Annotated in this window: 14 protein-coding genes; 4 read left to right on the top strand and 10 right to left on the bottom strand. The window is 38.0% G+C overall.

The annotated features are described in order from the left end of the window. Window positions 1-209 precede the first annotated feature (209 nt). From ACOOE0_RS06680 to ACOOE0_RS06655, 6 genes are all read right to left on the bottom strand, one after another. Window positions 210-779 (bottom strand): helix-turn-helix domain-containing protein, encoded by a 570-nt coding sequence (locus tag ACOOE0_RS06680; protein WP_420401692.1) that lies wholly within the window; start codon window positions 777-779, stop codon window positions 210-212. Window positions 780-1,053: 274 nt separating this feature from the next. Continuing rightward, complete coding sequence (locus tag ACOOE0_RS06675) at window positions 1,054-1,818, bottom strand: hypothetical protein (RefSeq protein ID WP_420401691.1); 765 nt, start codon at window positions 1,816-1,818, stop codon at window positions 1,054-1,056. A 194-nt stretch (window positions 1,819-2,012) separates the two neighbouring features. Further along, complete coding sequence (locus ACOOE0_RS06670; RefSeq protein WP_420401690.1) at window positions 2,013-3,650, bottom strand: S41 family peptidase; 1,638 nt, start codon at window positions 3,648-3,650, stop codon at window positions 2,013-2,015. 394 nt (window positions 3,651-4,044) lie between these two features. After that, window positions 4,045-5,418, bottom strand: coding sequence for a TlpA family protein disulfide reductase (locus tag ACOOE0_RS06665; protein WP_420401689.1), 1,374 nt, complete (start codon window positions 5,416-5,418; stop codon window positions 4,045-4,047). Window positions 5,419-5,614: 196 nt separating this feature from the next. After that, the gene (locus ACOOE0_RS06660; protein ID WP_420401688.1) at window positions 5,615-6,547 is read right to left on the bottom strand and encodes an alpha/beta hydrolase family protein; all 933 of its coding nucleotides are present in this window, start codon (window positions 6,545-6,547) and stop codon (window positions 5,615-5,617) included. Between the two features lie 167 nt (window positions 6,548-6,714). After that, on the bottom strand, window positions 6,715-7,938 hold the full coding sequence (locus ACOOE0_RS06655; RefSeq protein WP_420401687.1) for a helix-turn-helix domain-containing protein: 1,224 nt from the start codon (window positions 7,936-7,938) through the stop codon (window positions 6,715-6,717). A gap of 328 nt (window positions 7,939-8,266) precedes the next feature. On the opposite strand from ACOOE0_RS06655, the gene ACOOE0_RS06650 reads away from it, so the two are divergent. The 4 genes from ACOOE0_RS06650 (at window position 8,267) to ACOOE0_RS06635 (ending at window position 10,619) form a co-directional block, all read left to right on the top strand. Next, window positions 8,267-9,136, top strand: coding sequence for a type II CAAX prenyl endopeptidase Rce1 family protein (locus ACOOE0_RS06650; RefSeq protein ID WP_420401686.1), 870 nt, complete (start codon window positions 8,267-8,269; stop codon window positions 9,134-9,136). 24 nt (window positions 9,137-9,160) lie between these two features. Beyond that, window positions 9,161-9,778 carry a DUF2975 domain-containing protein gene (locus ACOOE0_RS06645; protein ID WP_420401685.1) on the top strand — a complete coding sequence of 206 codons (618 nt, stop codon included), beginning with the start codon at window positions 9,161-9,163 and terminating at the stop codon, window positions 9,776-9,778. Window positions 9,779-9,781: 3 nt separating this feature from the next. Then, complete coding sequence (locus tag ACOOE0_RS06640; protein WP_420401684.1) at window positions 9,782-9,994, top strand: helix-turn-helix domain-containing protein; 213 nt, start codon at window positions 9,782-9,784, stop codon at window positions 9,992-9,994. A gap of 103 nt (window positions 9,995-10,097) precedes the next feature. Continuing rightward, window positions 10,098-10,619: a recombinase family protein gene (locus tag ACOOE0_RS06635; RefSeq protein ID WP_420401683.1), complete on the top strand. Its 522-nt coding sequence runs from the start codon at window positions 10,098-10,100 to the stop codon at window positions 10,617-10,619. A 37-nt stretch (window positions 10,620-10,656) separates the two neighbouring features. On the opposite strand, the gene ACOOE0_RS06630 is transcribed toward ACOOE0_RS06635, so the two are convergent. The 4 genes from ACOOE0_RS06630 to ACOOE0_RS06615 form a co-directional block, all read right to left on the bottom strand. Further along, a complete protein-coding gene (locus tag ACOOE0_RS06630) occupies window positions 10,657-11,064 on the bottom strand; it encodes a hypothetical protein (protein WP_420401682.1) in 408 nt (135 codons plus the stop codon). Continuing rightward, on the bottom strand, window positions 11,061-11,645 hold the full coding sequence (locus tag ACOOE0_RS06625; RefSeq protein WP_420401681.1) for an RNA polymerase sigma factor: 585 nt from the start codon (window positions 11,643-11,645) through the stop codon (window positions 11,061-11,063). The genes ACOOE0_RS06630 and ACOOE0_RS06625 overlap by 4 nt, the downstream gene beginning before the upstream one ends. 18 nt (window positions 11,646-11,663) lie before the next feature. After that, complete coding sequence (locus tag ACOOE0_RS06620; RefSeq protein WP_420401680.1) at window positions 11,664-12,029, bottom strand: DUF6249 domain-containing protein; 366 nt, start codon at window positions 12,027-12,029, stop codon at window positions 11,664-11,666. A gap of 95 nt (window positions 12,030-12,124) precedes the next feature. Further along, on the bottom strand, window positions 12,125-12,946 hold the full coding sequence (locus tag ACOOE0_RS06615) for a trypsin-like serine protease (protein ID WP_420401679.1): 822 nt from the start codon (window positions 12,944-12,946) through the stop codon (window positions 12,125-12,127). Between the last annotated feature and the right edge of the window lie 285 nt (window positions 12,947-13,231).

Raw genomic sequence — 13,231 nt, 5'->3', positions numbered from 1 at the left:
ATTTGAATTTATTTAGGAGTAACAAAAAGGCTTCCCTTTACCGCGCTGCAAAAAAATACCCTAACGGTTTTGTGAATGGTTCGTTGCAGAAAATGTCCAAAGGCCCTTTCAGCCGCAATGAGCCATACACGTTGTTAGCGAAGCGGATTCTTATTTTAAACAGCCTTCTTGAATGTCATTATAAGTTTCATGTAAGATTTTCATATTGATTACAATTGTTTTGGGACAATATCAATATGGTATCCTAAGGCGGATGCTAGCTTTGAAAGAATGTCAAGTCCGACGGAATATTTACCTTTTTCAATTCTACTAAGATTCGCAGCATCTATATTCGTTAATCTTGCTAAGTCTTTTGCTTCTATTCCCTTTTTTTCGCGAATTTCGCGAATTTTTGATCCAATTCGAGTTCTTTCTCCTTGTTTGTCTCCTGGACTCATTCCCATAAAGGACACACCATTAAACAACATACCATTCCAAATTTTTTGGGTCATTAACTCTTTATCTTGAGAGAAACTTAGGTCAAAAATCCACTCAATTATGTGTAATTCATAATGACGATATTTTTCATCAATGTACTTCCCAGTAGTAACTAAAACTGAAAAAACTTCTCCATCTGGCGCAATTACCTCGACTATTTTATCATCAATAATTCTTGCTTTGGATTTAAATTCATAGGCTAAAAATTCTTTTTCACTCGCGAAAAATTCTTTACTTACTTTTTTCATTTTATTAAATGCCGCATTTATCGTGTTGCCGCCACTTTTTAAGTTATAAAGCAAAGATAAAGAAATTAACCGTAATTGGCAAATATGCCAATTGATAGAAATTAAGATATTTGGGTTATTCTTCTATCAATGTGTTAAACTGGTTAATTTGTCTGTTGACCGCTAACGATCCGGCTATGATTCCTGCCTCCGACGAGCAATCTTTGATTGCGAGAGGAAGGCATAAAAGGGGAAAAATCGAGCCGTTGTTTCTTTTGTTCTAATGTAGGAATTTATTTAAATGGAGATATCGGGTAGGCATGAATTATAGCCATTGTTGGCATTAGTTTTATGTTTTACCTATAGATGAAATAGGAATAGTCTTTATTTCATAAATGTCATAAACTACTTTTGCCTTATTTCGTGTTCGTTTATCATCTGAGATGAAATAATCAAAAAAAGTAGCGTAATATGCATGATTGGAGTCCCAAAGTCTTGCGTAATTAGATTTTTCCGTCGCCTTATCTTTCCAATATCCAACACTATCAAGAAACTCAAAAAGTGCGGCTATTCTATTATGAAGGCCACCATAACCTTCAGGAAATAAACTAATACAATAGTCTAACATGCCCAAAAGTGACATCCCACCCCAAACATCCATTTTTTGGTTTATATGAGAGACTATTTCTTTAGAATTATAGTTATTAATTCTAATTGGGTCAAACCTTATGCTTTTTCTGAATTCTTCTTTTTGTGTTTCCGAAACAAAATTTGTCATTGCCTTCATCATTGTCTGAGCAAAACCTACAAAAGTTATTGTTCTATATACCTCAGAAGGGGTTTCTTTGTATCGTATAATCCGATTGGATGGTAATTCGTGAAGTACATAGTTGTTGTCTGTCAAATCAGTTATAGTCTTGAATCTTCTTAACAGCGAGCGTTTCTTTTCTTCTGAGGAGTTACTTTTTATTTCATAAGCTTCCTCCAAGTGTGCAGCTGAATAGAAAAACTCAGAAATGTTTTGATCAACAGTATTCAGAAGATTTTGTTTGTTAATAACTCCATCTTCTAAATCCACAATTATGTTGTTGTCTATGTAAGCAGTCTTTTCCAAATTAATGCCAACAATTGAATATGATCATTATTCATATTCACACTATGTGTGCAATAAAAGTATAAATTTTAGTGCAGCGAATCCCGTAAGCAGCAAAGTCTCTTAAAATGGCGAGTTGATGACACAGAATGGAAAGAAATAGTAGAATCCCAGAAAATGTTGGTTTTCTCGAACAAAGGCTTTTAATAAGATACCTATCTTGAGGAAGTCGTTTTCATATTGATAATTTCAATAGCTTTCTCCAAATACTCATCCTTGCCACTAACCACACCATTAATAGTTTTTTCCACATAAATATCTGGTAAAAACCCTATTGCATGTAGCGGTGTTCCGTCAAGCTTTAAAACTTTCATTCCAGTCCAATTGATTTCAATATTTCCCGGTAACCTAAAGGTATTATAATTTCCATTTGTGCCAGCCGTAGGTTGTCCTACAAGGGTAGCTAGATTATAACCTTTTACAAAACCGATGATGCTTTCAGCGTAGCTTATTGCACTTCCATTCGTAATGAAAACGATATTCTTATCACCTAGAAAAGGTTGTTTAGGTACCATCATTTCATTCCAGTTACCTTCCACATAGTTGGTAATGTTTTTCTGGTTGGGAAAGACAATTTTTGGTATTCTTAACCAGCCTTTTGCAGTATCCGCATTTTTAAGCAGATGATTTATCAATTTTTGCTGTCCATTGGGGTAACCCCTTAAATCGCAAATAATCCCACTTGATTTCTCCAATTCAGGTAAGAGATATTCTATGGTCTCCCAATCTAATAATGTGAGATTTAAATAATGGATATTATTCTTAAATTTTTCATAGGGATTAAAGCCTTTGTTTTGGTCATAAACATCCATATTTCTAGTTAACTCAATTTCTTTTCCATTAACTTCAATGGCAATCTTGGAATTTTTTTGTCCTAGCAAAGACTCAATTTCTGACCTATAGCGCAACCAACCCGTTGTGCCCGCCGATATCCTTGACTCTATCTCATCGAAATAGTCATTAGAATCTTGACCGTTTATTTTTAAGACCCTGTCTCCTATGTTGAGATTTAGGTCTTTGCTCCAAACTTTTGTTATTACCAGAGTGTTTTGTATCCATTCCCAGGAAATAGGTGGGTAAAAGTTTTTTGGCTCTTCTCCAATAGCGTTAATCGAAATGTGGCCATCTTTTAATGGAGCTGTAAATTTCTGTAGAGTAGTAATGTGTTCAGATTTTGAGGAATCTGTAAAAGATTTAACGATGGCATCTTTTAACTCTTGTTCCCAATCGATACTTAAAACCTCAAAATATGGAAAGAAGTGCTGGAATACGTTATAGGCATTTATAACATTGCCAAGCCGAAACGCCAGTCCATTTTTATCCACCTTAAAATTATCCAGCTTTTGGTTTAGGATTTCTAGTTTTTTAGAGTCGGATTTTGGAAGTGTTCCGTTTTCACCATGTAAAAGGACAATTGGAACTGAGAATACTTCGCCCTTTCCAAGTTCAATATTCACCCTGTCCCCAAAATGAGGGCGGTAAGCTATAGTATCATTGGTTTGGTTTATTTTAAGACGTTCACTGGAGTAAGGACCATTCTTGTTTTTCATTCCAAAACCAACTCCTTGGTGGTGCCAAAATATTTCCGAAAGTGCCTCATTATCCGGGAGGCTGTCAGATTTTAGTGCTGGCATTATTGGTAAAAAAAGTAAATCCAATGTTTGAGTAAACTGTTCTTGAGTGCTGCATTTTAATATTTCTTCAGCCGAATAAATGGCAAATTTGTCCCAGTCCAAATTGTAGGCCTCGTCACTTGGGTGAAAATATTTGACTATTCCATAAACCTTCGCCAAAGCTGTTAAATTTTGAACTTTCCGTAAGTCAACCCGTTTCTCGGACTTAGGTGAACAGCCAATTATCGATAGAGAAATAATTGAAGACAGTATTATGAATTTGGGTGTCATATTTGGGGCCAACTTCAGTTTATAATCATGGTAATATAACTATTAGCTACTTATAAAATACGCATTTTAATTATTGGTTCTGTCAAACTAAAGAATCTCGGGAGACGACAAATTAATTGGACGGATTAGGAAGAAAGAGTGGATTCCCATGAATTGTTGGTTTTGCTACACTATCAAAAACAGAAATTTTAAATTGTGTTTTTCACGATCACCTTTAAACAGTTGCATTATTAGGAAACGGATCTTTCAAAATATTTAGAGATCCATTTAAGAGCATGACTATCTATGTCTTCAGATTACTTAACAACTCCATGAGAGCTGGTTCAGAGGGCCTAGGAGCGTCGGAACTGATAATTTTACCCTCGGGATCGATCAATATAAAACGTGGGATACCATTAATAAGGTAATCTTTTATGAAACTGGAATTCCAACTTTGATCGGAAAACAATTGGATACCCTGCATTTTCTTTAGCTCAATCATTTTCTCCCATTTGTCATGATCTTTGGCATTATCTATCGAAATGCTAACAAATGCAATATTTCTTCCCTGATATTCTTTTTCCAGCTCTTTCAAATGGGGAATTTCCACAATGCATGGAGCGCACCAAGTCGCCCAGATGTCAATGTAAACATATTTGCCCTCCAGGTCGTCCAATGATGTGGTCGTTCCGTCATAGTTTTCGTAATCAGTGAATTTGGGTGAGTACCGGCCACTATCAAGGGATTTTAGCTTTTCGTATGTTTCAGTGACTTTTGACTTGTAGATCTCATTGCTGATCGCGGAAAGGTGAGTCTTATAAAAACTCTCCACATCCTTTGTGTAGGTGATTTCGTTTATGGCATTGTCCAATAGCAATTTGTTTCGAATAATCTCACTGGGAATAGTTTCCACGGTCTTGATCCAGGATAAATAATCAGGAATGGAATCCTTGTTCATTAGTTCTCTCGCGTATGTTCTATAATGTGATTTTATAAGATATTGGTAATTTTTCGAGAAAACGAAGTCCTCCTCCCTGTTATAGTCAATATCCTTTAGTTCTTGTGAAAAACCATCGGAAACCTGAAAATCTGGATCCTTGTTTATAGCTGCGTGCGATGGACCATAACTGATATACCGACTTAGGATATAATATTCAATGTTCCTTGACTCAAGCTCCCTAAACCTAGTGGATAGGCCATCAAACGAGTACAGGGTATCCAATAAGACGGTTTTTATATTGTCAAATTTGTTTTTAAAGCTTGCTTCGTCCAATTGGTAAAGCTGCTTTAGGTTACGGATAAGTTCTTTTAGCTTTTTGTTCTTTGCTATTAGATATTCAGTTTTTTCAACACCGTTCCCACTCAGGTGCACCGTGTTATGGTGATCACTTCCGTTATATGTGATCTCAATATTGTCCCCAGGTTCCAAAACTAGAAAAGTAGTGTTCTTGCCATCATTAAGTTCGTAATGTCCCAGTTGCAGTTTTATGGTATCTGCAAAATGCCCATTTTTGGTCACTGATATCACTTTTTCAAATTCACTTTCCCTGCTCATCAGTATAAGTTCATGTACCTTTTGCTGATGGATTCTGCCGGATACGATAGCATATTTTTCTCGATTTTCTTGATTGCAGCCGAAGCATGTCAGAATGGATAACAAAACAACTATTTTCTTCATCGTTCAAATATTTTTGGATGTACATTAAATTTGCATTCTGTATCAATCGTTAAACAATTCATTTATACCCTACCTCAAAAAAACAGGCTCAAAATAAGCACTTGAAAAATTGTGTCATCAGGAATTGGTACAGGTGTGCAGCCCGGTTTTTCCATAGATAACCATGGTGTTTTCTCGATACGGAGGTTATTGCCGGTTATTTGACCATTTTCTTGACAAAATCCTGTACCCTGTACCAGTACCTAGAATCACTCCAAAACCCATGAATGCCCTCATGGTAGAAATAGGACTGGACAATTTGGTCGTTTTCGATCATCCCGCATGCCAGGTCCTTGGCAAATTGGATCGGCACAAATGGATCACCTATATCATGGTGCAACTGGACCAAGGGGAGTTCCCTGATAAAATGGATGGGGGAACTGGCTATAAACCTTCGCCTAGCCTCGCTTTCGGAAATTTTTCCTGCTAACAGATCATTAAAGAACAACAATTTGAATTGATCTGGGTACAATGCTTGAAGTGCCTTCATATCCGTGGGTGCGGCGACGGCGATGGCCCTCTTTATTCGTTTGTCCCGTATGCTGGCAAGAAGAGCTACGGTACCGCCTCTACTGCCACCAAAGATGGCAATACGCTTTTCATCTGAACGGTCAAATGTTTTAAGAACCACGTTTAAGAATCCAAGTGCATCGGTAGTAGCGCCGTCAAAGGAATCACCTACATTTCCTTCTGAAAGATATTTTTTATTGCCAATAATAAGTTGTTGTCCTCTAAAGGATGGAATTGCAACGATAAACTCCTTATCCAGTCCTCCGCCTAAAAAGTTGGGAAATTGAACCGCTCTATGGTTGAAATCCATACTGATGTCAAATTCCGAATGCATACCATCACCACCTGTCGCAAAAACGATTATGGGCAATTTGTGGTGCGACATTGTCATAGGGAGGATAACGGCACCATAATGCCTGTTCCCTTCCACACTATGGGAGAGAACATACAGTTTGTTTCCGTTTGAAATAACTATGGAATCATGGACCGTCACGTTTTTAGGGGATATGTCCTTTTGTCTCAGGCCAAAGAGTATGTTATCAATTTCTTGCCGATTAGGTTCCGATAATGCCTTTTGCAAAAGAATATCATGGTTAGCTATCTCAACCTTTTTTTGACCTTGGCCAATTATTGGATTGAGTAATATCAAAGCGAGCACAATTTTATACATAGTCTTGTTGTTATGGATCAATGGCCCAAAACAACAATGTTATTCAACAATGTGCGCCCCATAATGAGGGATGGTACTTATTCAGTAGAATCTTGTTTCCCCATTTTTTGGAACTCAGTAGGGGTAATCCCTGTTATTTTCTTGAAAACCCGATTAAAAGTGGTCTTGGAATTGAAACCAGAATCAAGAGCTATTCCAAGTAAAGTAATGTTATCGTATGCAGGATCGGTCAATCTTTTTTTTACCTCCTTGATTCGGTATTGGTTCACAAAATCGTGAAAATTGCTTTTTAAATGGTTGTTTAGAATGTAGGAAACAAGGTTGGAGTCCAAATTTAGAAGCGATGCGAACTCAGTGAGGCTCAAATTTTCATCCAGATAAGCTTTGTCCCTTGACATGAGAGCTTCGAAACCTTTTACATAAGCTTGAATTTGGGATTGCGACAAATGACCAAAGTTTTTATTGTCCCTTGGTCTAGTGTTTCGTTTCAAGGTAATGGCATTGGCGTGCACCAAGCCTTGCAAACCTATCCAAAAGGTCAGGTAGGTCATTGCAAGTAATAGGAGGTAAAGTGTAAGAACTATTCCAAGATATTGTAGTTGAAACCTAAAGAACAACAGGAATATGGTCACAAATGGAACCCAGATCATCCATAACAACCGATAGTGCACTATTAGTTTATGAAGCCATACCAATGTTATCTCCTTCAGATTGGAAAAATTCTCCAACGCCCAGTTCTCATGTGACTTGATAACACCAAGGGAAAGATTTAGATAGTATAGGAGGGAACCGGCCGTCCAAACATATAACATTGGCGCCATATAAAAATAAAAAGGAGTATTGTAGAAAAGTTGATCATGCTTGATGCAGTAGACAATGTTAAATATTTGAAGCGCTGTCTCTATTGTAACGGGAATGAAGTGCCAAAAACTTTTTTTTGACCAACCAAAACTGATATTGGTGAGTGCCTTGGCATAAAAATAGATGAGAGGACCCAAAGCTGTCAGATACGAGAAGGGAATCCAAAGTAGATAGGGACTCATGTTGTCAAGGTTGGTGTCCAAGATCATCAGGTATGCCAAATGCAGGCTTACGATCATTAAGGTCAAGGATAGCATCCTATTGGCAATAGGTCTATTCCCATGTCTGAAAAACAAAATTCCAGACAGGATCAAATTCTGGACAAGCCCTGAGATGATAAAAAAATTGACAGGATTTAAATTGAAAAACAGTTCTTCTTGGTTCAATGGCTTTAATATTAGGATTCCTCCAACTTTGAATAAAGGTACTTGATAATCCAATCCTTCAAGGATTGGACCGAAGACAGCCCATTTCTGTAAAATTATGGGATTTGTCACTTTTTATTTGATAAGACTCGAAAAAGGGATTGAATCCGGCTCAATGGCAATTAAAGGGGAAAAAAAGAAGATCGATGCGAGATTCCCAAGAATCGTTGGTTTTTACGAACCAATAAATAATCAATACCTCGTTTTCAAATTAGACTTCCCATCTATGTAATTTCAGAATGCTGGTCGTGTATTTAATTATAAAATTTGTTTTTATTCATTAAATATTTATTGTTTATCAATAAAAATTAATATATTTGACTATCAAAGCTCAGATAGTATCATGCAAACTAGCACAGTAAGCAAAAAGCCTTTGGGCCCATTCAAGTCCCACCCCAATGGATCCCGCCTAGTCCTGGGAGCCCTATTGATGCTTGCCGCTCTTTTGGTCAGTTCATTGATCCGTTTACCCGGCATTCTAAATTATATTATACCTGTCGGACTGATCCTGTTCATAATGGTCAACTGGTTGATGTACCGGAGCGAGAACAAGGATTTGGGCGCTTTGGGATTCGATCTTAAAGGAAGAAATCTGTGGTTTTTGCCCCTGGGCCTTTTACTTGGTCTTATTGCTGAGTCCTTCAACTTCCTTGCCCGATCAATATTGAAGGGTGATATGCTACATCTCAATGCCAGTATCGATATCCTCGCCTTGGCCGAACCCATTCTGATCCTGCTGCCCATGGCGGCTGCACAGCAGTTCCTCATTCGATCCTACTGCTTCAAAAAGACCATTGAAATAAGCAGTGTCACCGTGGCGAACATCATTTTTGGGCTGATTTTCATCGCCATGCACAATGTGTTCAACATGGGATTATTTGAGGCTCTGTTCTACAGTATCGCCCTGTTCATTTCGCACCTGCTGTTTTCCACTGCGTTGCTAAGTTCCGGGACGATTTACTTTGCCATCGGGATCCATTGGGGTTGCAATGTAGGAAACGACCATCTGTTGGTTTCTGGACCGAGCGATACGGCCCTGGTCTACGCCACGGAACAGCTTGTCCAAAATGGCCAAGATCCTGGGCCAGGTCTGCCAGTGTTATTACTCTTTTTGATTGCCTCCAACATCGGCTATGTCCTGTTCGGGGTTCTGATATGGAAATGGAAGCGCATAAGGTCCTGGAACACTGACAAAACGGGACAAACCGATTGAGCAACGACAAAAATTATCTGAGATATGAAAAAAATAAATTACCTGGGCAAAAAATCACTTTCGGTCTGGCTCCTGTATTTGGTCAATTTTCTATGGTATTCGCAACTGGTTATTCTTGGTTTGGTCCTGCTGAAGTTCATAGCCAATAGTTTCAGTCCCCAGAATACCTTTTCCTGGCCCGTTTCGTTTGTGACCAAGGTTCAGGAAGACATTTCTGCAATAGATGATGGTATAATTGTCAATGGTCTAGAACTAACCAAAGGAAGATTGCTTTTCGATACAACGGACGATTGGCATGCCAATGTCCTCATGTTGTTGGGCGTACTGATCATCGCCTTGCCCTTTTTGGTGATTACCTTACTGATTCGAAAAATCCTGACGAGTTTTGCATCCAACGATCCTTTTCTAAAGTCCAACTTAAAGAGGATCCGTTCAATAGGGACAATTTTACTGGTCTACCCAATTGTGGCCTATTTCTTTGGGATAGGCTATACCTGGTTTTTGAATGCCCATTTTAGGGGATACGAATTTGTGAACAGTGTTGAATTGTGGCCGCTGTTTTTCGGTTTTTTGATGCTTGTTCTCTCGGAGATCTTTAGAATAGGTATCGAGTACAGGGAGGACAACAACCTAACCATTTAGAATATGGCCATAGTAGTAAACCTGGATGTGATGATGGCCAAGAGGAAAATGTCCCTGAACAGATTGTCCGAAGAGGTGGGGATTACCCTCTCCAATCTTTCCATCCTGAAGCAGGGGAAGGCAAGGGCGGTACGCTTCAGTACTCTGGAACTTTTGTGTAAGGTTTTGGATTGCCAACCAGGGGATTTACTTGAGTTCCGGCCTGATTTGGACTAGTGTTGGCTCATTTCAACTTGCTTTATAACCATGTTAATAGGGTATTTTAGGTAACTCAACAATGACTTTCGGATATGCCAGGGTATCAACCCCAGACCAAAAATTGGAAATCCAAATAGACCTACTGAAAAAGGCAGGTTGTGAAAAGATCTACACCGATATAGCAAGCGGAGCCCGAAGCGATAGGAAAGGTCTCAACGAATTGTTGAAGTATATGAGAGCAGGGGATACTGTGATTGCGTATAAAAATGACCGGGTTTTTCGCTCATTGAAAAATATGGTAGAACTCATAGACAAGTTCAACGAAGCCGGAGTTTATTTTAAAAGCTTGAGCGAACCGGAATTTGATACCAAGTCTGCGAATGGTAAATTTTTGTTACAAATATTTGCAGCGGTTGCAGAGTTTGAGAGAAATCTGATTAGTGAAAGGACCAAAGTTGGCCTTGAAAATGCCAGACGGAGGAACAAACTACTGGGTCGACCGAAAGGCTCTAAAAAGGAAACAATTGAAAAATATTATTATGCAAAGTATCTATATGATAAAAGAAATCTACAAATAAAGCTCGCCTGTAAAAAAGCTGGGATTTCTAAATCTTCTTTCTATCGCGTTGAAAAAGGCCTTTAAACGTTGGTTTTACGGGCTTCTTTTACTTTGAAAACGATTATACAAAAGGATTTTGAAATTTGACTAGGCCTAACTCAATCCAAACGACAGACATTAAAACCAATGCTAACAGCAACGGGGTTAGTGTATACCAAGAATCCAGTTGAAACAACATGTTTTCAATGAAATTCCCCAACTCAAGCCCAAAATCGGAAGGGGATACCTGAGAGTTCAACATAATAAGGACAGGTGCCGAAAGAATCAACCCTATAACCATCATCAAGTACAACGGCAATTTTAAAGGTTTGTAGAGTTTCTTTCTGTTTACTTTTAGAGTCAAGAACTTCTGTAAAGTGTTATCTACAAATTGTTCGGAGGCTTCCCGACTTATAGATGTCCTAAGAAGGCATATCAACTTTTCGTCGTCTTCATCAACCTGGTTGTTCAAATTCAATTTTTTCATCATATTTCTTTAGCTTCATTTCCCAATAGCTTGGAAAGTTCTAAGTATAAATTTTGCCTTCCCCTGTAAAGCCTTGTTTTGATTGTAGATGTATTCCATCCCGTAATCTGTGAAATCTCAGTAATCGAGCACTCATTCGTATAGTAGAGTATAATCGCTAGGTTTTCAGCTTCCGAAAGCCTCGCTATAGCCTTATTTACGAATTTGACTTTATCGCCTTTCATCAGATCATCGAATCCGTTCGAATAGTTGTCGGGAATTTCTAGGTCATAATTTTCTGGCTCGTTCAATGAAAGAAAATCTATTTTTCTTTTCCTCCTTAAGCTGGTTAGTGAGGTATTGTATACTATACGATACAACCAAGTAGAAAACTTACCCGACTTGTTGAACTTGGAAATATGTTTGAAAATCCTAATAAATGAATCCTGCACAACCTCTTCCGCATTTTCTTCATTTCTAACAATCCCAATGGCAATCGAGAACGCATACCTCTGGTATTTTGTAAGCAAGTACCTATACCCATCCTCTTGACCAACCATTGCCGATTCAATAGCATCCTCTTCTGAATAGTTGGAATTGTCCATTATAGCTGATAAATACTCTTACCTACTGATTTTGCTTTTCATCTTCCGATTTATAAAATATGCAACCAGCATTGCCATACCCATGAACAAAGTAACCATGCTTAAATATGCCTGTGGGTAGTTGCGATAATCTTTAGGGTTATAATTTTCTAACAGGTATTTTTCAAAAAAGAACCCACTTAGGATACCTATGGCGAAACCGATGAATATCAAACCAGAACTTAACAGCATAATATTCTGTCTTTGGGTTTTAAGTCTGAAATATTCAATATCAATTCCCGATTCAATTAGGGCCATACGTTCTTTATTGCGATATGTAAAGAAGGTATAGGCAATCCCGAAGACCGATAACGCTATTGCGATTATAACGAAGTATGCATACATATTTTTAAGTTTTGTTTTCTATAATATAAGACTACGGATTTTGAAAATGGGTTTCAAATTAGTCAAGAGATAATTTTAGATTAGAGGAAACTATATCAATCGATAACCGAATCTATCCATTCATTGGCTTTTGAAACCCTAGCCAAAGCCATTACAGCTCCGTATTTGATTTGACGGTTCAAAGCACCTGAAACGATTCCCACTAAAACGGGGGTACCATTGTTATCCATAAAAACGCCACCTCCACTGTCCCCTTTTGACCCTCCTATTTCCATTTCAAGCGGAATAGGAGAGCCAAAATGGTTGGACTCTGGATTTTCTGGATTGTCGAAATCACATATCATTACGCTGGTACTGAATTCTCTATCTTCGAATATGCCCCCTATGGCATCAACAATGTTTTGGCCACCAAGTTTCTCTTGCGTTCTTGGTGTAGATAATCCCGCTTTTCCATCTCCGATAAATCCGTAACCCAACTTGGTAATTGTTCTACCCAGTTCTTCATTACCACGATAGCGCTCCGCAGGTTTTATATTCAAAACAGGCGTTTCAAGTTCTACTAAAGCCATATCCCATCCATCCCATTGTGTTTCTTCGGCGTTAGGCTTTAGTTTTGGGTGCTTGACTATCCTTTTTGTTCGATAAAAGTTGTCCCCGAACCTCCATACTGAGGAATCCTGAACAAAGTGTGCTGCGGTCAAAACCCATTGAGGCGATATTAAGACTCCTACTGCATAGTCTTCCTTTGTTTCTGAAATTGAATATCTCCCCACGCAATTATACTCGGGTTGTCTACCAATTTCTTTATATTTTTCAATATCTACATCATGACGAATCATACCAAAGAAACTTGTGACATTAAAACTTAGGAGTATCGGGCTGGTTGCCAAAAGCAGCAAAATCAGTACTCTTTTCATACTTTATGTTTTTTAGATGAATGATTTGCAATGAGGATTGAAAGTTCATCAATCCCCTATCTAAAGTATAAGACTACTGATTTTAAAATTAGGTTTCAAATGGGTTTAGTTTTTCAATTTCTCATTGTGGAGTAGATAATTCAATTAGTTGAATTGAGTTACCTCGAAATCGAAATTGGTAAAACATTAATTACTCTAGAATCCTATAAAAAGGCCATTTTAAAAGACATTTTTGCTATTGGCAGGAACCTTTGATTATGAAGTCCTATTTCTGGTCTTTTTTAG

The sequence above is a fragment of the Flagellimonas sp. genome, assembly GCF_965215805.1.
GTDB lineage: Bacteria > Bacteroidota > Bacteroidia > Flavobacteriales > Flavobacteriaceae > Flagellimonas.
Note: the sequence above shows the minus strand (reverse complement) of the source record. Positions and strands in the feature narration are given on the sequence as shown.